26 protein-coding genes, 2 tRNA genes and 4 pseudogenes are annotated in these 26,911 nt (G+C 48.0%); 13 read left to right on the forward strand and 19 right to left on the reverse strand.

Going from position 1 to position 26,911, the window contains the following annotated elements:
* Nucleotides 1–59: 59 nt before the first annotated feature.
* From HMPREF2726_RS05605 to HMPREF2726_RS05645, 9 genes and pseudogenes are all read right to left on the reverse strand, one after another.
* Nucleotides 60–1,340 carry a malic enzyme-like NAD(P)-binding protein gene (locus HMPREF2726_RS05605; protein WP_003756682.1) on the reverse strand — a complete coding sequence of 427 codons (1,281 nt, stop codon included), beginning with the start codon at nt 1,338–1,340 and terminating at the stop codon, nt 60–62.
* Between the two features lie 219 nt (nt 1,341–1,559).
* Nucleotides 1,560–2,186: a dTMP kinase gene (tmk, locus tag HMPREF2726_RS05610; RefSeq protein ID WP_009311821.1), complete on the reverse strand. Its 627-nt coding sequence runs from the start codon at nt 2,184–2,186 to the stop codon at nt 1,560–1,562.
* 389 nt (nt 2,187–2,575) lie between these two features.
* On the reverse strand, nt 2,576–2,908 hold the full coding sequence (locus HMPREF2726_RS05615) for a hypothetical protein (protein WP_003778366.1): 333 nt from the start codon (nt 2,906–2,908) through the stop codon (nt 2,576–2,578).
* A gap of 346 nt (nt 2,909–3,254) precedes the next feature.
* Nucleotides 3,255–3,650 (reverse strand): hypothetical protein, encoded by a 396-nt coding sequence (locus HMPREF2726_RS05620; protein ID WP_009311822.1) that lies wholly within the window; start codon nt 3,648–3,650, stop codon nt 3,255–3,257.
* Between the two features lie 259 nt (nt 3,651–3,909).
* A complete protein-coding gene (locus tag HMPREF2726_RS05625; RefSeq protein ID WP_049225061.1) occupies nt 3,910–4,581 on the reverse strand; it encodes a hypothetical protein in 672 nt (223 codons plus the stop codon).
* 93 nt (nt 4,582–4,674) lie between these two features.
* Nucleotides 4,675–5,349 carry a hypothetical protein gene (locus HMPREF2726_RS05630; RefSeq protein ID WP_009311824.1) on the reverse strand — a complete coding sequence of 225 codons (675 nt, stop codon included), beginning with the start codon at nt 5,347–5,349 and terminating at the stop codon, nt 4,675–4,677.
* A 34-nt stretch (nt 5,350–5,383) separates the two neighbouring features.
* The gene (locus tag HMPREF2726_RS05635; RefSeq protein ID WP_009311825.1) at nt 5,384–6,061 is read right to left on the reverse strand and encodes a hypothetical protein; all 678 of its coding nucleotides are present in this window, start codon (nt 6,059–6,061) and stop codon (nt 5,384–5,386) included.
* 88 nt (nt 6,062–6,149) lie between these two features.
* Entirely contained in the window at nt 6,150–6,509 is a 360-nt protein-coding gene (locus HMPREF2726_RS05640; RefSeq protein ID WP_009311826.1) for a hypothetical protein, read from the reverse strand.
* Nucleotides 6,510–6,527: 18 nt separating this feature from the next.
* Nucleotides 6,528–6,863 (reverse strand): annotated as a pseudogene (locus tag HMPREF2726_RS05645) (DUF3990 domain-containing protein); the annotation flags it as partial.
* A gap of 152 nt (nt 6,864–7,015) precedes the next feature.
* Here HMPREF2726_RS05645 and HMPREF2726_RS05650 point away from each other — a divergent pair.
* Genes HMPREF2726_RS05650 through HMPREF2726_RS05660 form a run of 3 tightly spaced genes read left to right on the forward strand, consistent with a single transcriptional unit; the run spans nt 7,016 to nt 8,545 of the window.
* Nucleotides 7,016–7,747, forward strand: coding sequence for a hypothetical protein (locus tag HMPREF2726_RS05650; RefSeq protein WP_009311827.1), 732 nt, complete (start codon nt 7,016–7,018; stop codon nt 7,745–7,747).
* 22 nt (nt 7,748–7,769) lie between these two features.
* Nucleotides 7,770–8,015, forward strand: coding sequence for a hypothetical protein (locus HMPREF2726_RS05655; protein ID WP_009311828.1), 246 nt, complete (start codon nt 7,770–7,772; stop codon nt 8,013–8,015).
* Between the two features lie 56 nt (nt 8,016–8,071).
* Nucleotides 8,072–8,545 carry a hypothetical protein gene (locus tag HMPREF2726_RS05660; protein ID WP_009311829.1) on the forward strand — a complete coding sequence of 158 codons (474 nt, stop codon included), beginning with the start codon at nt 8,072–8,074 and terminating at the stop codon, nt 8,543–8,545.
* A 347-nt stretch (nt 8,546–8,892) separates the two neighbouring features.
* Here the strand turns inward: HMPREF2726_RS05660 and HMPREF2726_RS13010 are convergent, their stop codons facing one another.
* The 7 genes from HMPREF2726_RS13010 to ppx all read right to left on the reverse strand — a co-directional run bounded on the left by HMPREF2726_RS13010 (nt 8,893) and on the right by ppx (nt 14,665).
* Nucleotides 8,893–10,878, reverse strand: coding sequence for a slipin family protein (locus HMPREF2726_RS13010; RefSeq protein WP_009311830.1), 1,986 nt, complete (start codon nt 10,876–10,878; stop codon nt 8,893–8,895).
* 238 nt (nt 10,879–11,116) lie between these two features.
* Nucleotides 11,117–11,302 (reverse strand): hypothetical protein, encoded by a 186-nt coding sequence (locus HMPREF2726_RS05670; RefSeq protein WP_036529257.1) that lies wholly within the window; start codon nt 11,300–11,302, stop codon nt 11,117–11,119.
* Nucleotides 11,303–11,346: 44 nt separating this feature from the next.
* Nucleotides 11,347–11,422: transfer RNA gene (locus tag HMPREF2726_RS05675), tRNA-Met, on the reverse strand.
* A 5-nt stretch (nt 11,423–11,427) separates the two neighbouring features.
* Nucleotides 11,428–11,497: transfer RNA gene (locus tag HMPREF2726_RS05680), tRNA-Lys, on the reverse strand.
* Between the two features lie 432 nt (nt 11,498–11,929).
* Nucleotides 11,930–12,253, reverse strand: coding sequence for a hypothetical protein (locus HMPREF2726_RS14690; RefSeq protein WP_232203805.1), 324 nt, complete (start codon nt 12,251–12,253; stop codon nt 11,930–11,932).
* 75 nt (nt 12,254–12,328) lie between these two features.
* Nucleotides 12,329–12,802 carry a metallophosphoesterase gene (locus tag HMPREF2726_RS14695; protein WP_009311832.1) on the reverse strand — a complete coding sequence of 158 codons (474 nt, stop codon included), beginning with the start codon at nt 12,800–12,802 and terminating at the stop codon, nt 12,329–12,331.
* Between the two features lie 354 nt (nt 12,803–13,156).
* Entirely contained in the window at nt 13,157–14,665 is a 1,509-nt protein-coding gene (ppx, locus tag HMPREF2726_RS05690) for an exopolyphosphatase (protein WP_003764701.1), read from the reverse strand.
* 280 nt (nt 14,666–14,945) lie between these two features.
* On the opposite strand from ppx, the gene HMPREF2726_RS05695 reads away from it, so the two are divergent.
* From HMPREF2726_RS05695 to HMPREF2726_RS05705, 3 genes are all read left to right on the forward strand, one after another.
* Nucleotides 14,946–15,575, forward strand: coding sequence for a lytic transglycosylase domain-containing protein (locus tag HMPREF2726_RS05695; RefSeq protein WP_009311834.1), 630 nt, complete (start codon nt 14,946–14,948; stop codon nt 15,573–15,575).
* Between the two features lie 129 nt (nt 15,576–15,704).
* A complete protein-coding gene (locus tag HMPREF2726_RS05700) occupies nt 15,705–17,087 on the forward strand; it encodes an MFS transporter (protein WP_009311835.1) in 1,383 nt (460 codons plus the stop codon).
* Between the two features lie 3 nt (nt 17,088–17,090).
* A complete protein-coding gene (locus tag HMPREF2726_RS05705; RefSeq protein WP_003742079.1) occupies nt 17,091–17,606 on the forward strand; it encodes a single-stranded DNA-binding protein in 516 nt (171 codons plus the stop codon).
* Between the two features lie 264 nt (nt 17,607–17,870).
* Here the strand turns inward: HMPREF2726_RS05705 and HMPREF2726_RS05710 are convergent, their stop codons facing one another.
* Entirely contained in the window at nt 17,871–18,212 is a 342-nt protein-coding gene (locus tag HMPREF2726_RS05710; protein ID WP_009311836.1) for a hypothetical protein, read from the reverse strand.
* A gap of 115 nt (nt 18,213–18,327) precedes the next feature.
* Nucleotides 18,328–18,445: pseudogene (locus HMPREF2726_RS14385) on the reverse strand (IS5/IS1182 family transposase); the annotation flags it as partial.
* A gap of 298 nt (nt 18,446–18,743) precedes the next feature.
* Here HMPREF2726_RS14385 and HMPREF2726_RS05715 point away from each other — a divergent pair.
* Nucleotides 18,744–19,487 (forward strand): hypothetical protein, encoded by a 744-nt coding sequence (locus HMPREF2726_RS05715; RefSeq protein ID WP_009311837.1) that lies wholly within the window; start codon nt 18,744–18,746, stop codon nt 19,485–19,487.
* A gap of 66 nt (nt 19,488–19,553) precedes the next feature.
* Nucleotides 19,554–19,667: pseudogene (locus HMPREF2726_RS14390) on the forward strand (IS5/IS1182 family transposase); the annotation flags it as partial.
* Between the two features lie 123 nt (nt 19,668–19,790).
* Here HMPREF2726_RS14390 and mltG read toward each other — a convergent pair.
* The gene (mltG, locus tag HMPREF2726_RS05720; RefSeq protein ID WP_070602567.1) at nt 19,791–20,786 is read right to left on the reverse strand and encodes an endolytic transglycosylase MltG; all 996 of its coding nucleotides are present in this window, start codon (nt 20,784–20,786) and stop codon (nt 19,791–19,793) included.
* 128 nt (nt 20,787–20,914) lie between these two features.
* On the opposite strand from mltG, the gene ampD reads away from it, so the two are divergent.
* From ampD to galU, 5 genes and pseudogenes are all read left to right on the forward strand, one after another.
* Nucleotides 20,915–21,487 (forward strand): 1,6-anhydro-N-acetylmuramyl-L-alanine amidase AmpD, encoded by a 573-nt coding sequence (gene ampD, locus HMPREF2726_RS05725; RefSeq protein WP_009311839.1) that lies wholly within the window; start codon nt 20,915–20,917, stop codon nt 21,485–21,487.
* A 235-nt stretch (nt 21,488–21,722) separates the two neighbouring features.
* A complete protein-coding gene (locus HMPREF2726_RS05730; RefSeq protein WP_003763891.1) occupies nt 21,723–22,979 on the forward strand; it encodes a cell division protein ZipA C-terminal FtsZ-binding domain-containing protein in 1,257 nt (418 codons plus the stop codon).
* Nucleotides 22,980–23,093: 114 nt separating this feature from the next.
* Nucleotides 23,094–23,201 (forward strand): annotated as a pseudogene (locus HMPREF2726_RS14395) (IS5/IS1182 family transposase); the annotation flags it as partial.
* Nucleotides 23,202–23,231: 30 nt separating this feature from the next.
* Nucleotides 23,232–25,706 (forward strand): NAD-dependent DNA ligase LigA, encoded by a 2,475-nt coding sequence (gene ligA / locus HMPREF2726_RS05740; RefSeq protein ID WP_009311840.1) that lies wholly within the window; start codon nt 23,232–23,234, stop codon nt 25,704–25,706.
* A 232-nt stretch (nt 25,707–25,938) separates the two neighbouring features.
* Nucleotides 25,939–26,808, forward strand: a complete 870-nt coding sequence (gene galU, locus HMPREF2726_RS05745; RefSeq protein ID WP_070602569.1) for a UTP--glucose-1-phosphate uridylyltransferase GalU — start codon at nt 25,939–25,941, stop codon at nt 26,806–26,808.
* The last annotated feature ends 103 nt before the right edge of the window (nt 26,809–26,911 follow it).

Here is a 26,911-nt window from a genome sequence, read left to right on the forward strand (position 1 = left end):
TGGGGGCCAGTTCAGTTTTCAGACGACCTTTTCTACATCACATTCAAATTAAAACCGGATTACAGTTTCCACTCGCTCAGTTTGGCAGCGTAGGCTTCCAAGTCTGCAATCGGACGGGTTGCCACGCCGCTTTCCATCGCAGCTTTGGCGGCAGCCGAAGCAACACGCGGCAGCAGGCGGGAGTCGAACGGGGTCGGAATCAGGTATTCCGCACCGAATTCGAATTTCTTACCGTAAGCGGCAACCACTTCTTCAGTTACCTCTTCTTTCGCCAAATCCGCCAAAGCATAGACGCAGGCGCGTTTCATTTCTTCATTGATGGTCGTCGCGCCGACGTCCAACGCTCCGCGGAAGATGAACGGGAAGCACAATACGTTGTTCACTTGATTCGGGAAATCGGAACGACCAGTACCGATGACCACGTCCGGACGGGTTTCTTTTGCCAATGGCGGCAGGATTTCCGGATTCGGGTTTGCCATGGCGAACACGATAGGCTTGGCGTTCATGGTGTTCAGCATTTCAGGCGTCAGCAGGTTCGCACCGGAGAGGCCCAAGAAGATGTCTTTGCCTTTGACGGCATCGGCAAGCACGCGTTGACCGTTGTCTTCAATGGCGTAGAACTGTTTGGACTCGTCCATGCGGTCTTTGTCTTCGCGGGTTTTGTAAATCACGCCTTTGGAGTCGCAAACGGTAACGTTTTCACGTTTCAGACCCAAATCGAGCAGTTGGTTCAAGCAGGCAATCGCAGCCGCACCCGCGCCGGAGCAAACCAAGGTCGCTTCTTCGATTTTACGGCCGGTATAGCGCAGGGCATTCAATACGGCGGCGGCGGTGATGATGGCGGTACCGTGTTGGTCGTCGTGGAATACGGGGATTTTGCAGCGTTTGCGCAATTCGCGTTCGATGTAGAAGCACTCAGGCGCTTTGATGTCCTCGAGATTGATGCCGCCGAAGGTCGGCTCTAAAGCAGCGATGATGTCCACTAATTTTTGCGGGTCTTTTTCATCGATTTCGATGTCGAATACGTCCACACCGGCGAATTTTTTAAACAATACGCCTTTGCCTTCCATCACAGGTTTGCCCGCCAACGCGCCGATGTTGCCCAAGCCCAAAACGGCGGTACCGTTGGAAATCACGGCGACCAAGTTGCCTTTGGCGGTATATTTGTACGCATTTTGCGGATCGGCATGGATTTCCATACAAGGAGCCGCAACGCCCGGCGAGTACGCCAAAGCCAAGTCTTTGGACGTGGCCAGCGATTTGGTGGGGGTAACGGAGACTTTACCCGGCACGGGGAATTCGTGAAATTTCAGTGCGGCTTCTTTTAATGAGTTTTCCATTTTTCGATCCTGTTGCGAGAGAGATGTTGAGACGAGGTCGTCTGAAACGTTGGTTTCGGGACGTTTGGCATTACAAAGCGGCTTATTTATTAACAAATAAACCTATTTTGTAATAGCGTGTAATTTTACCATGTTCCCAATGCGGCGCATACCGCTATTTTCATCTGAAACAAATAACCTCAAAGCAAAAACGTATCCTTTCACGACCTTCATTCGGTTTTAAACATCCATACCGAAACTGCGCGCCAGCGCATGTTCGATATCCGCCCTCACCTCCTCCAAACTCCGGTTGCCGTCGATAAGCGCGTAGCGTTCGGGATGCGCGGCGGCGCGTTCGAGATAAACAGCACGCACGCGGGTGAAAAAATCTGCCTGCTCCTGCTCGAAACGGTCCTTCTCGCGCGTCTGCCCGATACGCGCCATCGACACTTCCAGCGGCACGTCCAGCAGCAACGTCAAATCAGGACCAAACCCGCCCTGTACCCAATTTTCCAGCATTTCAATATCTTGCAGAGGCACGCCGCGCCCTCCGCCCTGATAGGCGAAAGTCGCATCGGTAAAACGGTCGGAAACGACATGAATGCCGTCTGCCAGCGCAGGCAGGATAACGTCTTCAAGATGCTGCTGCCGCGCGGCAAACATCATCAACGTCTCCGCGCGCAATCCCGCCTTGGTTTCAGGGTTCAACAAAATTTCGCGCAAAGCCTCGCCGACAGGCGTACCGCCCGGCTCGCGGGTGAACAATACGGGAAGGTTGTGGGATTCGAACCATTGGCGGATAACGGCAAGATTGGTCGATTTGCCCGCGCCGTCTATGCCGTCCAGAGTGATAAATTTGGGTTTCATAAGGTCAATTTTATTGAGAGAACGAATGTTCAAAAGGTCGTCTGAAAAGACGGATTATAAATGCTTGATGGGGTTCGAAGTAGATTTTCAGTCGACCTTATTGATTCAAGACGGATTGATAGATTTAGTCCTTATACACAGATCGCTATACCACATGCCCCCAAAGATTACTTGTCTAAAAGGATACAAGTTCTAAGAAAAAATAAATTAACAAAAACAAAACCAAACCCTCCAAACTTGGTGAGCTCAGTTCGGCGGTGAGTCTAGTCGTAGGTGATTTTAACAGCAAACAACAGGTTGAGACGGTTTTATTCGAAGGTTTCATAACTGCCGTCAGGATAGCCTGTACTGTCAGAGTTCCAACAGCGTTCATATATTATATTTAAACATCACAACAAATTGATTATAGGCAACTCAAGAATATCTTTTGTTGTCAACTCTTCAATTTTCTTTTCGACAAGAGATAACTTCCTATTTTTCATTAACTTATCATCATGAAAGGCGTATTCGTAGATTTTTCTATTCGTTTTGTTATAGACATATCCATAATAATCATCTTTTTTATGCTCATCTTCAACAAAATTCATAAAGAATATTTCATCATCTTGCTTTAATTTCTCTATTACCGCATTGTATAAGTTCGACACTTCATTTGCTATAAAATCCGTACATTCTAAAACACTTTCTAGTAAAATTTTAGCTGTTAATTCTTTAGGTAACATTAATTTAAACTCCTAAATTTTAAAAAGTAATTATTCTACGTAAGACTTCCTATCTCCTTTCAGACACCTACTACATTGGCAATACACGAATTTTTTACTGAAGGTAACCAAAGTGAGAAAGTTTATATAGAATCGTTCTCATGAAAGTTGGTTTCAGACGACCGATTTATATCAACTGGCTTGTTAATTAGTAATAAGTTTACTGAAAAAATATTCCAGACGACCTTAAGGAAGGTATTGGTTTTATCTGAAAAGAAACCACGTGCGTGTGCTCCTCATACCTACAGAGTTATTGAGGAATTTTAGACAAACTACAGGCTTGATAAAAAGTTATTAAAACTAAACCTTAGTACTTTTCCCAGACAAAATCTAAATCATTTTGTGGAATACATCCTATAGTAAAACATTTTACAGCACATTTGAATGCCATTTCTTTAGATAGAATATATTTAGACTCAAATAAGCCAATTTGTCCTCCCGTATTTAATTCTATTTTTAAGGTACTTCCTTCACTGGGGTTTAATAAATTAAAAACTATGCCATTTTCTTCACCTGTTATAACATATTTTCCATTTCCTCCACCAATCATCAAATAGTTTTCTTCTAATAAAACTAAATTTACAAGAGTATGTTTTTTATTATCCAATCTTTCTAAAATGCCTAAGAGTTTTACTGAATAATTAACATGATAAATTTCTTCTTTACAAGAAGAACCGTCCCAGTTATCTAAAGTTATTTTCATAATTTTCTAAATTTCTTATCCAAGCTTTTGTCAAAATATCTTCTACTTCCGCCAAGATTACAAATATTAATTGATTCAAGCCCTAACCCTAGTCCAAATCAACTTCGGCAGACAACAGCCATGCGTCGCCGCCGAAAATGAGATTATTTAAGGACAAATATTTCAGACGACCTCGAAAAGGATTGAGGTCGTCTGAAAAGCAGGAGCCGCTGCATGTATCCCGACACACGTCTCGTCAAAATTAGAAGTTTCACACAAGCTAAAACCAGCAAGTTGCTAGGACAGCACCATTCGAAATATCAACTTCCCAAGTATCTGAAATCAATCCTTTGTAATTGGACTCAACAATAAAATGTTCGTCATCTATCCAACGGAAATTCAAGCTACACCATATATCGATATAAGATGGTTGCTCTGTCAGCAACGTACCCTGCTTAACTATTTCCCCTTTTTTATCAGATACTGTCCAACTAATTTTAAAATGGTAAAGATCACAATACGCCCATAAGGAAAGATATTGTTTCCTATTGGGGCTAAGTTTCCGCTTTTTTATTTGCTTTTTAAATGTTAAATCAGACATCAAACAGGTTTGGTAAGCAGTCTCCAATGGTTCTCTCGACCAATTGTAATCAGACGCAATATCGAGCATTCCTTGATGGACGACTTGTAACTGAATAAGTTTCCTATCTCTTTCTGATACGGAAATATACTTCTTGAAATCAAAAAGCTGATAAGAATCAGCACTCCCCAATATTTTTTCTTTGGGCGGAAATGGACCATTCTCCCATAAGAAAATATTACATTTAATCACCTTTTTGGAATCAAACTTAGGTATTGAAACGAGATAAAGCTCCGGAATAGCAAAGGTTTCTTGATTAAATTCAGAAGCCCTTTCATCGTTTTGACAGTATAAACAAATTTCGTTAATCATAATTTCACTTTAAGGATTGAGGTCGTCTGAAAAGCAGGAACCGCTGCATGTATCCCGACACACGCCACGTCAAAATTGGAAGTCTCACACAGGCTAAAACCAGCAAGTTGCTAGGACAGCACTATTCGAAATATCAACTTCCCAAGTATCTGAAATCAATCCTTTGTATTTGGACTCAACAATAAAATGTTCGTCGTCTACCCAATGGAAATTCAAGCTACGCAATATGTCGATATAAGATGGTTGTTCTGTCAGCAATGTACCCTGCTTAACTATTTCCCCCTTTTTATCAGATACTGTCCAAGTGATTTTAAAGTGGTGTTGATCGCAATATGCCCATAAAGACAGATATTGTTTTCTGTTCGGACTTAGCTTGCGCTTTTTGATTTGTTTTTTAAAAGTTAGATCGGAAGTCAAGCAACTTTGGTAAGCTTCTTCCAACGGTTTTGTATCCCAATTGTAATCAGCAGCAATATCCAGCATTCCCTGATGAATAACTTGTAATACCATGAGCTTTCTATCTTCCTCATTTAAAGAAAGATATTTTTTAAAATCAAAAAATTGGTACGATATAGCAAAACCTGGTATTTTCGCTTTAATTGGAAATTGTCGATCCTCACACAAAAAAATATTACATTTAAAAACTTTTTTTGAATCAAATTTTGGTAGAGATACCAAATATAGTTCTGATATAGCAAACATTCCTTTGCTAATGTTTTTATATTTTGTGTAATCTTCGAGAGGTAAGCTAATTTCTTTAATCATCATTTAGGCCTTTGTTGTAATTGTTGATTTATGCAGGCTACAATTTGCTAGTTACTAGGACAGTCCCATTCAAAATATCAACTTCCCAAGTATCTGAAATCAGTCCTTTGTAATTGGACTCGACAATAAAATGTTCGTCATCTATCCAATGAAAATTCAACCGATAGCCCATAGCCAAGAAAGAAGGTTCTTCTGAAAATAGAGGTCCCCTTTGAAGGATTGTTCCTTTTTTATCAGATACTGTCCAAGTAATTTTAAAATGATAGAGATCACAATGCGCAAATATGGACAAATATTGCTTTCTATTCGGACTCATTTTACGTTTTTTAATTTGAGTATTTAAGACAAGATCAGCGTCCAAACAGGCTTGATATGCTATTTCAAACGGTTCCGTATTCCAGCCCTGCTCAACTGCAATACCCAACATTCCTTGATGGACTGCTTGTAATTGCATCATTTTTTTCTCAGTATCAGAAGACGCAAAATACTTATCAAAATTAAAATACAGATAGAAATCTGCAAACCCTTGTATATTCGGTTTTTCTGGGAAATTGTTATGCGGATGCAAAATAATCAAACAGGTATTGATTTTTTTAGAGTCAAATTTAGGAAGCGATTTAACATATAACGTCGGAATAGCATAAGCTTGTCTATTGAAATTCACAAATATTGGATTTGTACTATATTCACTTCTTAAGTCTATAACTTTAATCATAAATATCTCCTAATCAACCATAGATCGTTTTTATATTGCCTGCTTATCCTTTTGTTAGGTCTTGAGCCAATCTTACTAATTGCCCCAATTAATCACATATATTTAACTTTAAATTATTATTTTTTATATAACTATCCATCCAGTCATAGTAATCATCTGGCAGCTCAATATTAAAACCATGATTCCAATAATTGTCCCCATGTACCAACAACATTGCCCAATGATACTCTTCATCATGACATAGCATACCAACCGAATGAAAATTTAACTCTTCCTTAGAACATAAAAAAGATTCATTTATTATCTTTTCCGCATAATCATCGGTATATCTTAAATAATGGGTTAGTATCCCAAATATTATATACAACCAAGTTTTTCTATGAAAAATAACTCTATCACCAGTTTCATTATCAGTGAATATCATATTATCTTTAAAATCATCAAACATTTTTTTCCTTATGGCAGATTAAGAGCAATTTTTACCAGTTTGATTAACTTTTTTAAACCGATTAAATAAATTGAATGCTTTTTTCTGTAAAATAACAAACTGCAAACCTATAGCTTTATGTGCTTTTCCTCTTTTAGCATCACTTGGATTTGCCAACATCGGACCACTTACCGAATCATGGTTATGGTTTAAAGTGCCCTTTCGACCTTTTGTTACAAAATCTCCCCATTCCAAATCAGCAGATGAGAATTTTTTAATATCTAACTTATCCAATTCAGAATTAGGTATATCAAATTGTGTTATAGGAACGTTCTTCCTTGCTACCCATGTTTCTGCTTGCATACAGTTTGTTGTAACGTAGAAACCTCCTTAACCAGAAGGATTAAGGTGGCTGACATAGAAGAAGTCGTCTAAACAGCAAAACCGTGGGCGTGCGTTCTACACACCCCTTACACCAAACTAATTTAAACACACCTGGCTACGACAAAAACCACCCAACCATTCTAATGAAAACCAAACAACCGCCCTGCTCCTTCCGTCCAAAAGAAAAGAGCGTCCGCATTAACCGCGTACGTCAACTCAACCCTGCTTATTGCGGTAATATTGCCCATCTGATCCGCCTGTACCTAAGGATTTGCCGTAATCCCTATCTGCATCTGCCGCGCGTACGCGCCAACCGAACGCCATGGCATTTTATCGAACTGGATGGTCATTTTTATTTGGATCTGGAACTGGGTTTGCCTACAGGTTGCAGCGAATGGGACTTTACCCTTCAAACCTGCCAACTGCCCGCTTGCCTGCAACAGGGCGATGACGAGGCTGAAGAGCATTTCTGCGACATTCTGAAGGCAATGTTGATGATGTTTTACCTGCCCGTTTTTGCGCTCAAACAACCTCAATCCTGCGTTTGTAACAAAACCGTGTTGCTTCCTGAGACCGCTAAACCTCCACAAAATGATGAACAACGCACCAATCTGATTCAAAATTTATTTTTTAACAGTCATATAATGGATGCCCACCGCAGGTTGATACAAGACGGGGGAATTCTGTATTTTATATTGGACGAAGCCAATCCCACCAAACGCCGCCCGTTACGCGAATTGATAGATGAAATAAACATTCGACCTCAAACAAGCGAACCGGACCAGCAAAAAATGCAAATTGTTATGGCGTTTTATCGCGAAATGTCCGATTTCCTGCAATCCGGCCTACCGAAACAAATAAACGAAACAACCTAGAACATTAAGGTCGTCTGAAACCATGTATTACGAACTCCACCTTACTGCCACGCCGCAACCTTACTCTGCCCTTCCCCGTTTTCAGACGACCTGTGCCGACTTGGGAGGCAAAGCCGTGCTAATCGAACTGCCCGAGGGCGAGCATCCTCAGCAGCCGATGTTTTCCGCTGTGATACAGTCGGACGATTATCAAACCGTGTTTGAGCAATACGTACAAAGCTTGCGCGATGCGGGACTGACGTTAGACAATTTTGTCTTGCCACAATAAAGTTCAGGTCGTCTGAAAATGATTTTTCAGACGACCTCTCAGAAAGGAGCATTATTATGGGAATCCTCATTTTTAAAACCGACAAAACGAAATGGCAGAAAATGCTCATAGCTCTGTTAGGTTTATTTTTCTTAACTACGGCAATAGCCGGAGGAAATATGAATTTTCGTTCAGGTAAAAATGATAGTGATGTTTCAAGATTAGCCCATGCCAAAGCATTGGAAAGTAAATTAATTGGAGAAGAAGGGTCGAAATCCAAGCAAAGCAATAGCTTTGAAAGATTGAATAAAGAAGGAAATAGAGTTAAATTTAGAAAGTTATATCATGAATCAAAAAATATTCATGGGAAGATATATGCTTTAGTTTGGTTTTTCGATAATGATAAAAATTTGTACAGAAGATATAAGAATGAATTAAACCAAAATGAACACGTAATGATTCATCACGCAGATGTTAAATTGATTTCCCCGCTGTCTGATGTTTTCCCACTGATTGAATCAGGCTATTTAAAGAAACATATTTTTTATTGAATGTTCAATAAATCCTACTTCGCAATCTATTACTGCAATGTCAGAAAAGCTCATATTTGAGAAAGCCACTTACAGAGACCTTTGCAAAAATGGTCTATTAACGAAATTTGGCACCTAAGAGTACGCCAAAAAATTTTCAATTAACTAAAACCTTTCTGATATTGAGTAAAAAGTAGGAAAAATCAGAAAGGTTTTTCATTTTGGAAATGATATTGAGCATAAAAATTTAGTAACTTATATTATTGCAAAGACCTCATACACTTTATCCAAAAAAGCAGCCTGCACTTCCAAATTTCCAAGTACAGGCTGCTTTTCTGCCGTGCGGCGTGTTCAGGCGGCCAAAAATCCTATTTCGGCTGCTGAATATTAATCAAGCCTTTCAACACGCCGTCCAATCCGCCGTATACCGAAATCTTGTCGATTTTCTCGGTAACTTTTTCCAATGTTTCCAATTCTTTCAGACGTAGGGCGGTCGGGTTTTCCTCCATCACGCGCGCGGTGTTCAGCAACGAGCGTGTGGCGGCGGTTTCCTCGCGGCGGCGGATGTTGTTGGCTTGGGCGGATTTTTCGGCTTCCACTACGCGCGTTAAGATGCTGCGGATTTCGCCCGGCAAGATAATGTCTTTCACGCCTGCGCTGTCGATTTCCGCGCCCTGCGGTACTTTGGCGCGGATAAGTGCGGTCAGTTCCGTATCCAAGCCCTGTTTGTCCTCCAACAGTGTGTCCATACTTTTACTGCCGATGAGCGCGCGGATGGCAAACTGCAATTCGCGGTAGAGATATTCTTCGGGCGATTGATGCTGGGCAAACCATTTGGGTGCGTCCGTAATCCGGTAGTTGCATACCACATTGGCGCGTACGGTAACCTTATCTTCAGTCAGCAGCTCCTGCCCCGATACTTCGCAAGTCTGCAAACGCAAATCCGCCACTTGGCTGCCGACCGTTTGGTTTACCAGCCAATAGTGGTAACGACCCTGCATCAGAGGCGGTTGCTGCACGTTGTCGATATAGACCAAGCCCTGATGGTGTTCGGGTACGTTTACCGTGTGCACTGCATTTTTAAACACAGGATGGCCGCCGAAATTGATGTTCTGCAACTGCTTCACTGTATCCGTATCGATTGCCAAACCTTTAGATAAATCAATACGTTGGATTTCATACGGCTGAGCCGCTTCGCGCCAGAACCACGCTGCTTCTTTGGGGCGGATCAGGTTTTGCAGCTTGCCGTTTTGCGACCACAGCAGCAATTCGTTTTCACCGGCTTCCACGCGCTGCCAATGCGCCGCTGCGAGTTCGGGATTTTGCGCCGCCCATTGCGCCAGTTGCGCCGTGTTTTCGTAAACGGGTATGCCTGTATCGGCAAACAGGGCTTTATGTTCCTCGCCCAACAGCAGCACATAATCACCTTCGCCCAGCACGCGCATCAGGCGGTTGCGCTCGGTAATCAGCAGGCGTTCGTTGGCTTTAACGGTATATTTTTGCAGGGGTTTGTCCAACGTGGCGTGTGTCAGCAAAGCAGCCTGCACATTTTCGGGCAGCCAGTATTCGGTTTTCGGCTGCGTGTGCGTTTCAATTTCGCCATTTTCAGGCAGCCAAAACGCTGCGTGTTCGCCGCTTGCCACGACCTTTGCGCCAAAATCCTGATGCCACGCCAACGTGTTTTGTCCCACAGGGCTTTCCAGCACCAGCCATTGCGGATTTTCAGGCTGCTCTTTCGCCCATTTCTGCGCGTCTTCCCATTGATGATACATTGTGTTGGCTGTGTGTTGCCGTTCGATTTCGATTTCGTTATTTTTCGCTCTTGCCTTGCTTTGCAGCAGATACCGCCCTTCGCCCAGCACGCGCTGCAAACGCCCGTTGATGCGGATAAGCAGGCGTTCGTGTTGTTCCACGACAAATTTCTCGCAGTTTGACGGTACTTGGTTGCGCAACAGCAGCGTTTCCTGCACGTTTTCAGGCAGCCAGTATTCGTTGTGCGCCAATGTGAGCGTATTCAATTCGCCTTTTTCAGGACGGAAAAACGCCCAATAGTCCGTATTGTCGGTCATGGTAAATACGGGCATTTCATCGTGCCATACCAGTGTATTGTGTCCGGCAGGGTTATGGACAATTTGCAGGAATTTTTCCGCCTTTTTGCGTTCCGAAGCGATTTTCAACAAACTGCCGATGCCGTTCCACTGCACATGCAGCACGGTCGCGTCCTGTTTGTGTGTTTCAATTTCCTTGCCCCAATGCCAAATAGTGTGTTTCCCCGCATTGAGAACGGTGTGCAGGCTGCCGTCCAGCAGAACGATAAGGCGTTCGGTGGGTTTGACGACGAAATTTTTGAACATGACGTTTCCTTTTTAAAATGGATTGGGCTTGGACATTTCCGTTGCCCCAAACCCCGTTTCAGGCCGCCTGAAAACGGCAACCCGAAGAAATAGGGGCAACCTGCCGCTGCCGCTTGTGCAACAGCCAGAGGCGGCGGACCCGTGTGTACATCGGGGAGCATGAAAGCAGCGCAGGGCTTGGGTTTCACATCTTGCCTAAACCGTTTTGCCGTGCGCCGGTATCGTGCCCGCCTTTGCGTCAGCCGGGCCGCAAGCCTTGCCCGTTGTCTTTGCGGTGTGGCGGCGGATAGGTTTCAGACGACCCCAATGGTGCAGGCTGCCTGAAATACCGTCCGACGCCGCGCCGCGCAGAAAGCGGCAGCAGCAGGTTGCGGTACTGCGTTTTTGGTTTTTGAGACCAATAAATGTCGGTTTTACAAACCATTTTCTATCGTGAAAGGATAGTGTCGGATAAAGCCCCGACAGGCTTGGTTTTGAATACAGGAGTCGAACCTGTTACACAAGGATTATGAGTCCTTTGCTCTACCCAATGAGCTAATTCAAATGCTTGTGTTGCGGGAATCGAACCCGCTACCGTCAGAATAAAATTCTGATGCTCTACCGAGTGAGCTAAACACTTTCCATCGGCTTTGTGCTATGGGATTCGAACCCATGTTTGTGGACCCTATGCCCGCCGTCTTTCCCACTAGACGAAACACGCTTTTGCCTTTGGTTTTCTGCTTTCCGCCACTTTCGTAGCGCAGGATACGGAATCGGCACGCCGCCCGCACAGTTCTGCCTGCCGTTAAACACGCAGAGCCGCCGCTAATCGCTTTGAAAAGCATGGACGGATTGTATTAAAAAGACAGCCTGAAAACAAATATTGATTTAGTAAGTTGTTTGCCATTCATTCCGAGCACTATTAAGCAGCCCATTAGCCGATAATGCCTCTACTACCTTTGCCGTTACCATTTCTTACAGCGGTTCCAAATCAAATATCATTAAGGGTTCGAACTATCTAAAACAATCAACCAAAATAAAAGGACGGATTTCCTTATCCGCCCCTTTTACATCAGTAATATCGCCAAGTATCCCGCATAAAATGGATAATCTCGTTTAATGGTACAGGTGAAAGCGTAAAATGCTTGTCACCCTTCTGCTGCTCTACTTCCAAAATCAACATACACCCCTCCGACAACTTACCCTCTCCGTCAAATTCCAATTCTTTAATTTTTACCGACTGTGTAATGCCGTTGTCTGCCAAATTTTGCTGATATGCTTCTCCAGTATGTCCGTAAAAATGGTAGGCAAAAGCAAGCTTATCCATCACTTCTGCAATTTCAACAGAGCCATAACCGCGCTGGCTGTCACCAAACTTATCATGCGTAATCAGCACATCAGGGTCATGTTTGTTTTTCAGGCAATCTTTAACCAAACGGCGCAGATTTTGACGTTCATATTCTTGGATAAATTAGCCATGAGGTCGTTGTTTTCTATCGCCAATACGGCCGATGCCGATTATTTCCAGCGATTCTCCTCCTTTTTGAAACACAAACGGCTCCCCCGTTTTGAGTACCCAAACGCGCTCATAAGCATCAATGGTAAAAACAGCCTGCTCGCTTTGCCGTTCTAATTCGTCTAAAAAACCATGATCTTCATGATTGCCGCGTACGCAAAGCATATCGATATTAAGTTTATCGAGGAATCGGGCGATTTGAGGATTCGGTTGCACAAAATCGTCCATAAATCCCAATTCATTGCGATCTTTTGCAGCATGACGCAAGGTGGCTTTATCCATACAATCTTTACTGGGAAAAGCACCCATATCACCACATTGGAGAATCAAATCTATGCTTTTGCCTGTAATTTGCTGGTAGTGATGTACCAGCTTAAAAGGAAATAAGAATTTGCCATGGATATCGGCGAATAGAGCGAAACGGAGCATGGGAGAAATTTCAATCGAATGAATGGAAATGAGGAAGCGGACATACCGGTGCTTTAAATATAAGACACATTTTAGCAGCAAACGGTAAACGTTTTTTACTTGCTTAATCTTAAATAGGGAACACTATCGATGTGTTAGAGCATTATATTTGAGTGATTTATTGGGGAAAGCCCATGCTTCATCCCAAACCATACCCATTAATAAAATATCTGATGGGTCAGCCATTATCGACCTGTTTCAAATATTAAAAAATATTTGGATTCAGAATCCTTATCTCAAATCACTACATCCCTGCAAATAACAAAAAGGTCGTCTGAATCTAATTTTCAGACGACCTTTTTACCATTTTCAACCCTATTGGGGCTGCACGTTGAAAGGCATATCGATCTTTTGCCATTGCGCGCTTTCGTAGTCGAGCGCGGCGGCGATTAGGGGGTGTTGCTCGAGCCAGTTTTGGCTGATGCGCAGGATGAAGCCTTTGCCGGTTTCGTCGGCGCGCAGTTGGGTTTGCGGCGGCAGATCCAAAGGCAGGCGGGCGCGGCAGAAAAGTGCGGCGAGGCGCAGGGAGAGGACGGCGTACCAAAGCATTTCGCTGCTGCCGACGATGTCCGCCATTTTTTTCATGTCGCCGCGGTGTCCGATGACCAGTTGCGCGAGTATGGTTTGTTCTTTTCGGGAGAAGCCGGGCATATCGGCGTTTTCGAGGATGTAGGCGGAGTGTTTGTGGTAGCCGGTGTGGGCGATGTCGAGTCCGATTTCGTGCAGTCTGCCTGCCCAGCCGAGGTATTGTTGCCATTGGGCAAGGTCTTGGACGGTTACGTTTTTGGCGTGGCACAGGCTGTCCATAAAGGCTTGCGCGGTTTCGGCAACGCGTTTGGCTTGGTTGAGGCTGACGTGGTAGCGGTTTTGGAACTCGGCGGTCGTCTGATCGCGCATGTCTTCGTTCAAACCGCGTCCAATCAGATCGTAGAATACGCCGTCGCGTAGGGCGGCTTCGGTAACGGTCATTTTGGTGAGGTCAAGTTCTTCAAACGCTGCCATCATGACGGCCAGTCCGCCGGCGAACACTTCCACACGTTCGGGCTTGAGGCTTTCAAATTTGGCTTTTTTGACGGAACCGGCTTCAATAATACGGTCGGCGAGGTAGCGCATGCCTTTGTAGGTGATGTCGGCTTCTTGGGGCAGCTCGGCGGCGATGAGGTCGCGGATGGATTTGGCGGAGCCGGAGGTGCCGATGGCGAAATCCCAACCTGTACGCTTCATGAGTTTGCTGATGCGCTGGATTTCGTTGCGGGCGGCGGAGATGGCGGCTTGGAAGTCTTTGGCGGTGATTTTGTTTTGGAAGAAACGCAGGCTGTAAGTGACGCAGCCTAAAGGCAGGCTTTCGGTGGCGAGCGGCTGGAGGTCGGAGCCGATGACAAATTCGGTTGAGCCGCCGCCGATGTCGATGACGAGCATTTTGTCGCCGTTGGGCGGCAGGGTGTGGACGACGCCGGTGTAAATGAGGCGGGCTTCTTCACGGCCTGCGATGATTTCGATGGGGAAGCCCAGTGCGGCTTCGGCTTTGGGTAGGAATTGGGCGATATTTTTTGCTACGCGGAAGGTATTGGTCGCCACGACGCGCACTTGTTCGGGCCTGAACCCGCGCAGCCGTTCGCCGAATTTTGCCAAACAGTCCAAGGCACGCTCTTGGGATGCTTCGTCGAGGTTTTTATGTTCGTCCAAACCGGCGGCAAAACGCACCATTTGTTTGAAGGAATCGATGACTTTCAGTTGTCCGTTGTTGTTTTCGCAAACTTGGAGGCGGAAGCTGTTGGAACCTAAATCGACGGATGCCAGGACATTGGTGGGCGTAGTGGTCATGAAGGGATACCGGTGGATAAACGAAGCTCTAATGTTACTCTGTCCCGCCGTTGATTGACAATATCGCAGATCAACTTTAAACCGCCGCAATATTGCACCGTATTGATGTATCACGCATTGTCTGTTTCAAGTCAATCTGCTCATCAATGATGTACGCCACCTTTGATTCCGCACGGAGATATTCTTATAATACCCGTTTTGCAAACGTCAAAAGGTCGTCTGAAAACAAAAATAGGGTTTTCAGACGACCTTTAAACCGACTAAACGAATGACAGTACACATGAAAACGGAAAACCTGATCCTCACGCCCGAATCCCCGTCCCGCCGCCGCTTTTTACTGGCTGGCGGCGCATTGCTGCTCAGTCCTGCAGCCGCACTCGCCGGCGCGCAACGCGAAGAAACGCTTGCCGACGATGTCGCTTCAGTGATGCGCAGCTCCATCAACAATGTCAATCCGCCACGCCTCGTGTTCGCCGATCCAAACGAAGGTGAACGCTGGCTGGCGGCGATGTCCTCCCGCCTTGCCCGCTACGTTCCCGAGGCCGCCGAACGCCGCCGCCTGCTGGTCAACATCCAATACGAAAGCAGCCGCGCGGGGCTGAATACCCAAGTGATTTTAGGGTTGATCGAAGTCGAAAGCGCGTTCCGCCAATACGCCATCAGCGGCGTGGGCGCGCGCGGGCTGATGCAGGTCATGCCGTTTTGGAAAAACTATATTGGCAAACCTTCGCACAACCTGTTCGACATCCGTACCAACCTGCGCTACGGCTGCACCATCCTGCGCCACTACAACAATATCGAAAAAGGCAACATCGTCCGCGCTTTGGCGCGCTTCAACGGCAGCCTGGGCAGCAACAAATACCCCAACGCCGTCTTAGGCGCATGGCGCAACCGTTGGCAGTGGGGCTGACCGCGGGGTATAAACGGCTGCGGCCCGTGCAAATGCAAACCCTTTTGAATCCTGTATAATCCGCACATCTGATAATTTTAAAATTTCAGACGACCTCAAAATCCTACCGGGTCGTCTGAAAAACCGTTTATGGCAAAAGACACCCGCATCCAAATGTTTCCGCACGAATGGCGTGCCAGCACCACCCTCTCCGGCGTTTACGCACTGCGTATGTTGGGGATGTTCTTGGTTCTCCCCGTTTTGTCCTTATATGCCGCCTCATTGCCCGGCGCGGAAAACAACAAAACCTTGGTCGGTCTGGCAATGGGTATCTACGGGCTGACACAGGCTTTGCTGCAACTGCCTTTGGGCATCGCCTCCGATAAATTTGGGCGCAAAAAAACCATTTATGTCGGACTGATTGTCTTTGCCGCCGGTAGTTTTCTCGCCGCTGCCGCTAACTCATTGCCCATGCTGGTTGCCGCGCGCGCCATTCAAGGGGCGGGCGCAGTCAGCGCCGCAGTAACCGCGCTGCTTGCCGACTTGACCCGGGACGGCGTGCGTACCCGCGCGATGGCGATGATAGGTTTGAGCATAGGTTTGACCTTTTCCGTCAGCCTGGTGGTCGCCCCGATGATTGCCGACATAATCGGCGTTCCCGGATTGTTTATGCTGACCGGCATCCTGACCGTCATCAGCATAGGTGTTGTCGCTTGGATGACTCCCGCCCCCGAAGTGTCGAAGCTGCACGAAGACACACAGGCGCAACCCTCACGCATGGGCGAAGTCCTCCGCGACCGCCAGCTTCTCAACCTGGATTTCGGCATTTTCGCGCTGCACGCCGCACAAATGGCGTTATTCACTGCCCTGCCTTTTGCCATGACGCAGCTCGGTTTGGAAAAAATCCAGCATTGGAAAGTCTATCTGCCCTCAACCATCGCAGGGCTGGTGATTATGATCCCCCTCATCATCATCGGCGAAACCCGCAACAAGCTCAAACAAGTCTTCATCCTCGGCATCGCCTGCATCGCAGCGGCGCAAATCGGCTTATTGTTCGGCATGCACTCGATTTGGCTGATTACCGCCTATCTGGTTGTTTACTTTATCGGCTTCAACGTATTGGAAGCCAGCCTGCCGTCCATGGTGTCTAAGATTGCACCGGCCGATTTGAAAGGCACGGCGATGGGAGTTTACAATACCATGCAGTCCGTCGGGCTGTTTGTAGGCGGCGCAAGCGGCGGATGGCTGTTTCAACAATACGGCTTTGCAGGCGTTTTCACCTTTTGCAGCGTATTGATGCTGTTGTGGCTGGTCATCGCCGTACTCGCCCCCGCGCCGAAACCCGTCAAAAACCTCAGCTATCCCGTCAGCCCCGTATGGCAGGAAAAACACGATTCGCTCTACCAAGCATTGTCCCAAGTCGAAGGCGTCGAAAGCATTACCTTCAGCGCAGACAAACAAACCATTTACATCAAGGCGTTGCAAAAAGGATTTGACCAAGAGGCCGCCGAAAACATCATCACAGGAGTTTAAAAAATGTCATTGAACAAAGTCATCCTTATCGGCCGTCTCGGTCGCGACCCCGAAGTCCGCTATATGCCCAACGGCGAAGCCGTCTGCAATTTCAGCGTTGCCACCAGCGAAACATGGAACGACCGCAACGGTCAGCGCGTAGAACGCACCGAGTGGCACAACATCACCATGTACCGCCGTCTCGCCGAAATCGCCGGACAATATCTGAAAAAAGGCAGCCAAGTTTATCTGGAAGGCCGCATCCAAAGCCGTAAATACCAAGGCAAAGATGGCATCGAACGCACCGCATACGACATTATCGCCAATGAAATGAAAATGCTCGGCGGCCGCAACGATAACAGCGGCGGCGCACCTTACGACGACGGCGGTTACAGCCAAGGCGGCTACCAACAACAAGCGCCGCAGCAACAATACCAAGCCGCCCCGCAAAACCAAGAACCCCCTGCCGCCCCCCGCCGCCAAGCTCCCGCCGCACCGGCAGCCCCTGTCGAGGACATCGACGACGATATTCCGTTCTGAGTTATATAAACAACCCAACAATATTGCTTGATACAAACCGCCGAGGTTTGAGGATAGATTGGGTATCTGTATTGGATGAAAGCAATCCGTCAGACTTTGAAAGCCATTTACAAAAATGCTTTAAAATTTGACCGCGCTTTTATTGTCGATACCCTCCAAGCACAAAGGTCGTCTGAAACTTTAATTTCAGACGACCTTTTTCTTTGTGTTTAAACCGCTAAACAGTATTATTGAAAAGCAATAGAGATACCGAATAAAACCGATTTACTCCTGCCAGATAATCTCGTGTTTAGAACCATAAGTAATCTTTTTAATATTGCGTTCAAGAGCAATTTCTTTATCTAGCCTTCCTGAATATTTTGAATCCGCCAATTTTTGAAATAAAGTAATATTCAGCTCATCATTGCGGGAAGTTGTCTTTATATCTGAAATGCCCATTGCGCTATTGCCTACTAAACCTGTCAAATGAACCTGCCTATAATCCTTAGCTTCATTGACTGTAATTTTGAAATTCCCAATATCATCCAACTTGATTTCGTCATTGGCGAAAAAGCAGCCGGACAATATCAAGCCGGTAATACCCAGCATAGCTACTTTAATTTTCATCGTCATTTTATCCTTCGATAGAAGCATCTTCTAGTGTGCCGTCAAAATTGCCATCCATAACAATACGGTATCTCTCAACAAATCTTCATCATTGAAGTCGACAATACACTATTTATAGTGGATTAACTTTAAACCAGTACGGCGTTGCCTCGCCTTGCCGTACTATCTGTACTGTCTGCGGCTTCGTCGCCTTGTCCTGATTTAGTTAAGCCACTATAGTAACTCTTTAGAATCATAAATAAAGTCTTGAAGATGACTTTCAGACGGCCTGACCGACGGTTTTACCCTTATTTATCCTGTTTATTGACAATGCTCCAATGAGAAAAGTTCTTTGATAAGCGCTTTAGACGTATAAATCTACAAAGTATGATGTAATACTGTTTCTTACCCATTTGAAGTAAATGTATAGATTATGGGTAACTCTTTTGCTGTATTGTCCTTGTTATTTAGAAAAAATAATAATGATACGGTAAGTTTTATTATGTAATTTCAGGTTGTTTATCCATCATCCAATTTATCGTAGGAGCGATTATGCCTCAAATGAAATTTAAATTATGGCTGCCGATGTTGCTGACTGCCGTTTTAGCAGCCTGTTCACAATCACATCAAGCAGTTGAAGCACCGGCTGCCACCAATTCAGCCGTACCGAGCCAAAGTGCGCAAGCGGCAGAGAAATTAGGAACGGGTTGGGGCGATGAGGTGGAATCTCCTGTTCATTCTGTAGATTTGCGCCGTGTCAGTCAGGAACCTTTGGCGCAAAGCGTATTAAACTACTCTTCCAAAGATTATCGCGGCCGCAGCGTCAATTCGATTGCTTTAGCTTCAGGCAAAGTGGAATTGTCTGTACGCGGTGACGATGGCAGCCTGCTGCCGATATTCCGTGACAAAGGCAACTACTATCTGCGCGGTACGGACGGACAGGCATACCGTTTGGTCTATCAAAACAACAGCAACAAAACCTTGGAAATCGTAGCCAGCGTTGATGGTTTGGATGTGATTTCAGGCAAATCGGCCAGCAAATACGCCGACGGTTATGTCTTGTACCCTCATGATTCTTTAGAAATCGAAGGTTTCCGCAAAAGCAGCAGCGCGGTGGCGTCGTTTGTCTTTAGCAGCCCCCGCGACTCTTATGCCGCCAACTCGGATAATGGCTCCATCCGCAATACGGGTGTAATCGGCACTGCAATTTTCGAACTGTACGACCCAAACCGCAGCAGAAATGAACCTCAAGCCTTTCCCGCCGATGACGGATACGCCAAACCGCCTACCCGATAAGGCATAAATAATAAAAGCGGTCTGTAAACCAAATAAGGTTTCAGACCGCTTTTTATTTTGCAGTAGCAATGAAAATATAGTGGATTAAATTTAAATTAGGACAAGGCGACGAAGCTGCAGACAGTACAGATAGTACGGCAAGGCGAGGCAACGCCGTACTGGTTTAAAGTTAAGCCACTATAAAATAACTTGATAAAGATAAACAGGAATAATCTGTTCTAAATCGTCCTAAGACAAAAGGTCGTCTGAAAACCGGTTTTCTAGTTTTCAGACGACCTTTATGCTTTTGAAGCTTAGTTCGGCTTATTTTTTCAAAATATATTTGCGTACGGCGGCGTTGTGTTCTTCCAGATTATGGCTGAACTGGCTCAAGCCGGTACCGTCCATTTTGGAGACGAAATAGAGGTATTTTTCATTCGACGGATGCGCGGCGGCTTCAAGAGCAGCTTTGCTCGGCAGGGCGATGGGGGTCGGGGTTAAGCCGCTGCGGGTGTAGGTGTTATACGGCGTATCGCGCTGGAGGTCGGCTTTTCGGATTTTGCCTTTGTACGCGCTGCCCATGCCGTAAATCACGGTCGGGTCAGTCTGCAGGCGCATGCCGATGTTGAGGCGGTTGACGAATACGGAAGCAACATGGGCGCGGTCGTCTTCGTGGGCGGTTTCTTTTTCAATCAGGCTCGCCATAATCAGCATTTCATACGGATTTTTGTAGGGCAATCCGCTTTGGCGATCTTCCCAAGCGTCGTTCAGACGACGTTGCATGGTTTGATAAGCGGTTTGGTAGATTTGCAAATCGCTGCTGCCTGCGTCGATTTCGTAGCTGTCGGGGAAGAACTGGCCTTCGGGATTGCTGCTGAGCGCGTCGGGGGCAATCGCCTGCATGAGTTCCGCATCGCTCCAGCCGCGTGTTTTGTGTTCGATGTCGGGCGTGTTATCGATGATTTTACGCATGGTGGCAAAACGCGAACCTTCGACGATTTGAACGGTAACGGCATCGGGTCTGCCGTTGCGGATTTTCTGTAAAATGCCCCATGCGGAAATGCTGGAAGGGAGGCGGTACGAGCCGGCGTTGAGTTTGTTGTGTGCGCCTATCAGGTAGGCGGCTGCGACCAGCACATGGCGGTTGTAAACGACTCCGTCTTCGGCAAGCGTACGGCTGACGGAAGAAATGCCTTGGTTTTTGGCAATTTTGATACGGTATGCTTTGCCGTTGTCTTTGGGAACGAACAGCAAGGCGGCGAACACGGCGGCAACGGCAACAAAAAATACCGCAAACCATTTCAACATTTTTTTCAGCATGGTAGGATTTTTGATTTGTGAACGTCGTGCGACAGTATAACCGAAATGCGCGCCTTCTTCCCTGCGCGCCCGCCCGACGTACGTTTTTTCCGCCTCAGTGGTCGTCTGAAATAAAGGGTCGTCTGAATATGAATCTTCCGTCCGAATGCCAAGACATTGGCTGGCAACAAGGCTGGTGGCAGCCTGCGCGCCGCGCGTTTTCTCCGAACTTCGAGCCGCGGGCAGAATCAGAAGCCGTGTCGCTGGTGGTTTTACACAATATTTCGCTGCCGCCTTTCGAATATGGAACGGGCGCGGTGGAAAAGCTGTTTACCAACCGCATCGACCCCAACGAACATCCGTTTTTCAGCGTCATCCACACCTTGCGCGTTTCCAGCCATTTTCTGATCACCCGCGAGGGCGAGGCGGTGCAGTTCGTTTCTTGCAACGATATGGCGTACCACGCAGGCGTGTCGTCGTTTCGCGGACGCGAAAAGTGCAACGCATTTTCGGTCGGTATCGAATTGGAAGGCTGCGATTTCGAGCCGTTTGCCGAAGCGCAATATCAAACGCTGGAAACCTTGCTGCAAGCGTTGGTCGGGCATTACCCCATCACCGCCGTTACCGGTCATCAGGACATCGCACCCGACCGCAAAACCGACCCCGGCCACTTTTTCGACTGGCAAAGATTGCAGGCGGCAGGTTTTCCGGTTGTCCGTTAATCGCTCAAAAATGCCATATAGCATTTTTCAGACGACCTGGCCCGATTTTGGGCTATCATTCTCGGCATTTGCTGTCAGAAAAGTTTATTTTCGTTATAATCGAGCATCCATACGGGACAATCCGTGTCCGACTCCGACGAACTTACTCGCGGCAATACGATTCCGCATACGCCCAAAGGCAAACCACCCCGGGCAACGAAGACGGAATGCCGCTCTTACAAAAAAGTGATTACCCATGATTTTCATCGTCTTAGGCTTGGCAGTCATCCTTGCCGTCATCGCCTACAATATGTACCAAGAAAACCAATACCGCAAACAGGTGCGCGAGCAGTTCGGCCACTCCGACAAAGACGCGCTACTGAACAGTAAAACCAGCCATGTGCGCGACGGCAAAGAATCCGGCGGCAAAGGCCTGTTCGTCAAAAAAGCGAACAAAGCCCAAGAAGCCGCGCTGCGCAATCTGCAAGAACAAGACGAAATCTTCGCCGCCAAAGCCAAACTCGCCAAACCTTCCGCCATCAAAACCGATGTCGAGTTGGCGATTGAAGACGACTTTACCGACGAGCCGGTACAGCATACCGTCATCGGCCTGAACAACGAAATCACCACCCAAGCCGCCAGCGACGAGCCGGTCAACCTGCCGTCCGCCGCCAACCAACCTTTGGTCAGCTTGGACGAATTGTCTCAAGTCGAATTGCCGTGGTTTGACCCGCGCTTCGACTACCTCGCCTACATCGCCCTCTCCGAAGCGCAAGAGCTGCACGCCCTGCCCCGCCTGTCCAACCGCCACCGTTTCCAAATCATCGGCTGCACCATGGACGACCGCTTCCAAGTTGCCGAACCGATTCCGAGCGTTTATTACCAAGGTTTCGTCGTCGGCCTGCAAGCAGTCAGCCGCAACGGTTTGGCAACCCAAGAAGAATTGCAACAGTTCAACCAACAGGTTGACACCTTCGCCCAACTGATGGGCGGCAAAGTCCTCCACACCGATTTGGCAGCGTTTACCGAAGTCGCGCAGGCATTGGACACCTTCTGCGCCCGCGTCGATCAAACCATCGCCATCCACTTGGTTTCACACAGCAACATCAGCGGCGTCGAACTGCGCGCTTCTGTTGAAAACCTCGGCTTCGTATTGGGCGAAGACGGCGCATTCCACTACACCGGACAAACCGGCAGCCCGATGTTTGCCATCCATAGCCTCACAGGCGATGCTTTTACCAACGCCCTTTTGGACAACCAGTCCTACAAAGGCTTCAGCATGCTGCTCGACATCCCGCATGCGCCCGCCGGCGAAAAAACCTTCGACCTCTTCATGGACTTGGCGGTACGCCTCTCCGGTCAGTTGGGCTTGGATTTGGTCAACGACAAAATGGAGGAAGTTTCTACCCAATGGCTCAAAGACATTCGCAATTACGTCTTGGCGCGTCAGGAAGAAATGCTCAAAGTCGGCATCAAACCCGGCAGCAAACAAGCCCTGCGCCTGTTCTCCTAAAATTGAATGCAATCAAAGCGGATATGTCGTTACGGCATATCCGCTTTTTTTCGGGTAAAATCCAACTGTTTTCAACCTATCATTTTTCAGACGACCTTTGCCCGTCCCATCATGTATAGTGGATTAAATTTAAATCAGGACAAGGCGACGAAGCCACAGACAGTACAGACAGTACAGCAAGGCAAGGCAACGCCGTACTGGTTTAAAGTTAAGCCACTATATCAGACAAAGGTCGTCTGAAAACCTTCCTCCATGAACCCGACCGCACAACACATCCGCCACCTCACCGACCTCCTCAACCGCTACGCCTACGAATACTACACCCTCGACGCACCCAGCGTACCCGATGCCGAATACGACAAACTATTCCGCGAACTCGAAGCGTTGGAACGAAACCATCCCGAGCTCAAACTGCCCGACAGTCCGACCCAGCGCGTCGGCGGCGAGCCTTTGGCGGGATTTGCCGAAGTGCGCCACGAAGTGCCGATGCTGTCGCTGACCAACGCCTTTTCCCCGCAAGATGAAAACGGCGTGTTCGACCATGCCGAAATGTACGCTTTCGACCAACGCGTGCGCGACGGTTTGGACGGCGGCAATCCCGAATACGTTATCGAACCCAAATTCGACGGCCTCGCCATCAGCCTGCTCTACCGCGACGGCGTATTGGTGCAGGCTGCGACACGCGGCGACGGCACGATAGGCGAAGACGTTACCCAAAACGTCAAAACCGTCGCCAACATCCCCCTGCGGCTGCACGGCGATAATCCGCCCGAATTCATCGAAGTCCGCGGCGAAGTGCTGATGCTCAAAGCCGACTTTACCGCCCTCAATAAAAGACAAACCGAAAACGGGCAAAAACCCTTTGCCAATCCGCGCAATGCCGCCGCCGGCAGCCTGCGCCAACTTGATTCGCGCATCACCGCGCAACGCAAACTGCACTTTTTCCCCTACTCGATTGCCCGCCAGCAAGGCGGTTTCGTCGCGGAAGAACACATCCAAGAACTCGCCTATTTCCAAGAACTCGGCTTCAGCCTGCCTAACGGCAATTTCGGCTGTTTCAAAAATATCGGCGAAGTATTGGCGTTTTACGAACAAATGCAGCAAAAACGCCCCTCCCTACCCTACGAAATCGACGGCATGGTGGTCAAAGTCAACAGCTTGGCGCAACAACGCGAACTCGGCTTCATCTCCCGCGCGCCGCGCTGGGCGATTGCCCACAAATTTCCCGCCGAAGAAGCCCTGACCATCGTCGAAGCCATAGATGTGCAAATCGGGCGCACCGGCGCCGTTACCCCCGTCGCCCGCCTGCAACCCGTATTCGTCGGCGGCGTAACCGTAACCAACGCCACCCTGCACAATCAGGACGAAGTATCGCGCAAAGACGTGCGCGTCGGCGATACCGTCGTCGTGCGCCGCGCCGGAGACGTGATTCCCGAAGTCGTGCGCGTGATTTTCGAACGCCGCCCGATGCAGGAAACCGCCGTTTCCAACGTTTCAGACGGCCTCAAATACCAACAAGACGACCTCTTTGCCGAAACACCGTCTACCAATCAAACCCAATCTGTTCCGCTCCACAAGCCCTACCACCTGCCGACCCATTGCCCCATCTGCCGCAGCGAAATCGAACGCGAAGAAGGCGAAGCCGTCGCCCGATGCAGCGGCGGTATGCTTTGTCAGGCGCAACGCGCGCAGGGCTTAATCCACTTCGCCTCGCGCAAAGCGATGGACATCGACGGACTCGGTCAAAAACAAATCGAGCAACTTGTCGCCCAAAACCTCGTCCGCCATTTTGCCGACCTCTACCGCCTCGACATCCCGACCTTGCAAAAAATGAAGGAAACGGCAGATAAAGCGTCGTCTGAAAACGAAAACGGCGACACAGAAACGGTTTCAGGCGACCTGTCTGAATCCAACACCCAAACCGGCAAAAAACAGCCGACCAAGTGGGCGGAAAACATCCTCGCAGGCATAGAAGCCAGCAAAACGCCCGAACTCGCCCGCTTCCTGTTCGCGCTCGGCATCCGCCACGTCGGCGAACGCACCGCCAAAACGCTGGCGCAGGCATTCGGCTCGTTGGAACACGTCCGCCGCGCACCCGAACCCATCCTCGCCTGCCTGCCCGACATCGGCACCGTCGTCGCCCACTCCATTGCCCACTTCTTCGCCCAAGACGCGCAGCAGGCGATGATAGACGAGCTGCTCGCCGCAGGCGTTGCCCCGCAAACCCAAGCCGTTACCATCCCACCCGCCCGCCACGCCGAGCCGCAACGCTGGATTGCCCGCCTGCCCGGTTTCAAAATCAGCGAAAACAAAGCCCAAGCCTTATGGGAACTCGCCGGTAAAAGCATAGAAGGTCTGCAAACCGACAAAGCCCTCCCCGCCGACTGGCAAGCATGGCGCAGCGAAACACAAAACGCCGCCCTGCTCGAAAACCTGAAAACCTTCTTCGCCCAAACGTCGTCTGAAAACCAAGAAGCAACGGTTTCAGACGACCTAAACGAAGCCGTAGCGGGCAAAACCTTTGTGCTAACCGGCACCCTGCCCACCCTCAAGCGCGACCAAGCCCAAGCTTTGATCGAAGCCGCAGGCGGCAAAGTTTCCGGCAGCGTGTCCAAAAAAACCGACTACGTTGTCGCCGGAGAAGCTGCCGGCAGCAAGCTGGAAAAAGCCAATGCCTTGGGTGTGGCAGTTTTGAGTGAGGAAGAGCTTTTGGCGATGCTGGATTAAGCATTTATTAAAAATACTCAAGGATGTGACCGAGCCAACTTCCCGACTGTCCAAATCGTTGATTCTGTTCTCAATCAATTTGGCAACTTATCGGGGAATGAACACTCTAATTCTGTTGAACGCCTTTTAAATGCCTTACCTTTTTGCCGCCGACAATGTGGCAACCAAGTCAAACCTAGACAACCGAGGTCGTCTGAATTTTCGATTCGACAATCAAATAGAAGGAAACTGAATGAAACCGATTAAAAAAGCCGTCTTCCCCGTAGCCGGTATGGGTACGCGCTTTCTGCCCGCTACTAAAGCCAGCCCAAAAGAAATGCTGCCTATCGTCGACAAACCGTTGATTCAATATGCGGTAGAAGAAGCAGTAGAAGCAGGCTGTACCGAAATGGTGTTCATCACCGGCCGCAACAAACGCAGCATCGAAGACCATTTCGACAAAGCCTACGAGCTGGAAACCGAGCTGGAAATGCGTCAAAAAGACAAACTGCTGGAACACGTCAAAGACATCCTGCCTTCCAACATTACCTGTCTTTACATCCGCCAGGCCGAGGCTTTAGGCTTGGGACACGCCGTATTGTGCGCCCGCGCCGCAGTGGGCGACGAACCCTTCGCCGTCATTCTTGCCGACGACTTAATTGACGCGCCCAAAGGCGCGCTGAAGCAAATGGTCGATATCTACAATCAAAGCGGCAACAGCGTTTTAGGCGTGGAAACCGTCGATCCGTCGCAAACCGGCTCGTACGGTATTGTTGAAGTGGAAAAACTGAAAAGCTTTCAAAGAATTACCAATATCGTCGAAAAACCGAAACCCGAAGAAGCGCCGTCCAACCTTGCCGTTGTCGGCCGCTACATCCTGACCCCGCGCATTTTCAGCCTTCTGGAAAACCTGCCGCGCGGTGCGGGCAACGAAATCCAACTGACCGACGGCATTGCCCGCCTGTTGGATCACGAGTCCGTCCTCGCCCATGCCTTCGACGGCAAACGCTACGACTGCGGCAGCAAATTGGGTTATCTCGAAGCCACTGTCGCCTACGGCTTGAAACATCCGGAAACCGGCGCGCAGTTCCGCGAACTGCTGAAACAATACATCCCCCAATAAAGCAAATGACAAAAGGTCGTCTGAAAATTTCAGACGACCTTTTTGTTTGTACGGACACACGGTTTTCTGTGTATAGTGGATTAACTTTAAATCAGGACAAGGC

Source organism: Neisseria sp. HMSC074B07 (assembly GCF_001810355.1).
Taxonomy (GTDB): domain Bacteria; phylum Pseudomonadota; class Gammaproteobacteria; order Burkholderiales; family Neisseriaceae; genus Neisseria.

Excerpts from the sequence above, each read along its gene's own strand:
- ampD (WP_009311839.1), top strand. The coding sequence starts at position 20,915 with ATGAATCTTCCGTCCGAATGCCAAGACATTGGCTGGCAACAAGGCTGG.
- HMPREF2726_RS05710 (WP_009311836.1), bottom strand. The coding sequence starts at position 18,212 with ATGAAAATTAAAGTAGCTATGCTGGGTATTACCGGCTTGATATTGTCC.
- mltG (WP_070602567.1), bottom strand. The coding sequence starts at position 20,786 with ATGCTGAAAAAAATGTTGAAATGGTTTGCGGTATTTTTTGTTGCCGTT.
- HMPREF2726_RS05670 (WP_036529257.1), bottom strand. The coding sequence starts at position 11,302 with ATGGTTTGTAAAACCGACATTTATTGGTCTCAAAAACCAAAAACGCAG.
- tmk (WP_009311821.1), bottom strand. The coding sequence starts at position 2,186 with ATGAAACCCAAATTTATCACTCTGGACGGCATAGACGGCGCGGGCAAA.
- HMPREF2726_RS05640 (WP_009311826.1), bottom strand. The coding sequence starts at position 6,509 with ATGTTTGATGATTTTAAAGATAATATGATATTCACTGATAATGAAACT.
- ppx (WP_003764701.1), bottom strand. The coding sequence starts at position 14,665 with ATGACCACTACGCCCACCAATGTCCTGGCATCCGTCGATTTAGGTTCC.
- HMPREF2726_RS05695 (WP_009311834.1), top strand. The coding sequence starts at position 14,946 with ATGAAAACGGAAAACCTGATCCTCACGCCCGAATCCCCGTCCCGCCGC.
- ligA (WP_009311840.1), top strand. The coding sequence starts at position 23,232 with ATGAACCCGACCGCACAACACATCCGCCACCTCACCGACCTCCTCAAC.
- HMPREF2726_RS05660 (WP_009311829.1), top strand. The coding sequence starts at position 8,072 with ATGGGAATCCTCATTTTTAAAACCGACAAAACGAAATGGCAGAAAATG.
- HMPREF2726_RS05715 (WP_009311837.1), top strand. The coding sequence starts at position 18,744 with ATGCCTCAAATGAAATTTAAATTATGGCTGCCGATGTTGCTGACTGCC.
- galU (WP_070602569.1), top strand. The coding sequence starts at position 25,939 with ATGAAACCGATTAAAAAAGCCGTCTTCCCCGTAGCCGGTATGGGTACG.
- HMPREF2726_RS05625 (WP_049225061.1), bottom strand. The coding sequence starts at position 4,581 with ATGATTAACGAAATTTGTTTATACTGTCAAAACGATGAAAGGGCTTCT.
- HMPREF2726_RS14695 (WP_009311832.1), bottom strand. The coding sequence starts at position 12,802 with ATGCTCCGTTTCGCTCTATTCGCCGATATCCATGGCAAATTCTTATTT.
- HMPREF2726_RS05655 (WP_009311828.1), top strand. The coding sequence starts at position 7,770 with ATGTATTACGAACTCCACCTTACTGCCACGCCGCAACCTTACTCTGCC.
- HMPREF2726_RS05620 (WP_009311822.1), bottom strand. The coding sequence starts at position 3,650 with ATGAAAATAACTTTAGATAACTGGGACGGTTCTTCTTGTAAAGAAGAA.
- HMPREF2726_RS05700 (WP_009311835.1), top strand. The coding sequence starts at position 15,705 with ATGGCAAAAGACACCCGCATCCAAATGTTTCCGCACGAATGGCGTGCC.
- HMPREF2726_RS05630 (WP_009311824.1), bottom strand. The coding sequence starts at position 5,349 with ATGATGATTAAAGAAATTAGCTTACCTCTCGAAGATTACACAAAATAT.
- HMPREF2726_RS05635 (WP_009311825.1), bottom strand. The coding sequence starts at position 6,061 with ATGATTAAAGTTATAGACTTAAGAAGTGAATATAGTACAAATCCAATA.
- HMPREF2726_RS13010 (WP_009311830.1), bottom strand. The coding sequence starts at position 10,878 with ATGTTCAAAAATTTCGTCGTCAAACCCACCGAACGCCTTATCGTTCTG.
- HMPREF2726_RS05650 (WP_009311827.1), top strand. The coding sequence starts at position 7,016 with ATGAAAACCAAACAACCGCCCTGCTCCTTCCGTCCAAAAGAAAAGAGC.
- HMPREF2726_RS05615 (WP_003778366.1), bottom strand. The coding sequence starts at position 2,908 with ATGTTACCTAAAGAATTAACAGCTAAAATTTTACTAGAAAGTGTTTTA.
- HMPREF2726_RS05605 (WP_003756682.1), bottom strand. The coding sequence starts at position 1,340 with ATGGAAAACTCATTAAAAGAAGCCGCACTGAAATTTCACGAATTCCCC.
- HMPREF2726_RS05730 (WP_003763891.1), top strand. The coding sequence starts at position 21,723 with ATGATTTTCATCGTCTTAGGCTTGGCAGTCATCCTTGCCGTCATCGCC.
- HMPREF2726_RS05705 (WP_003742079.1), top strand. The coding sequence starts at position 17,091 with ATGTCATTGAACAAAGTCATCCTTATCGGCCGTCTCGGTCGCGACCCC.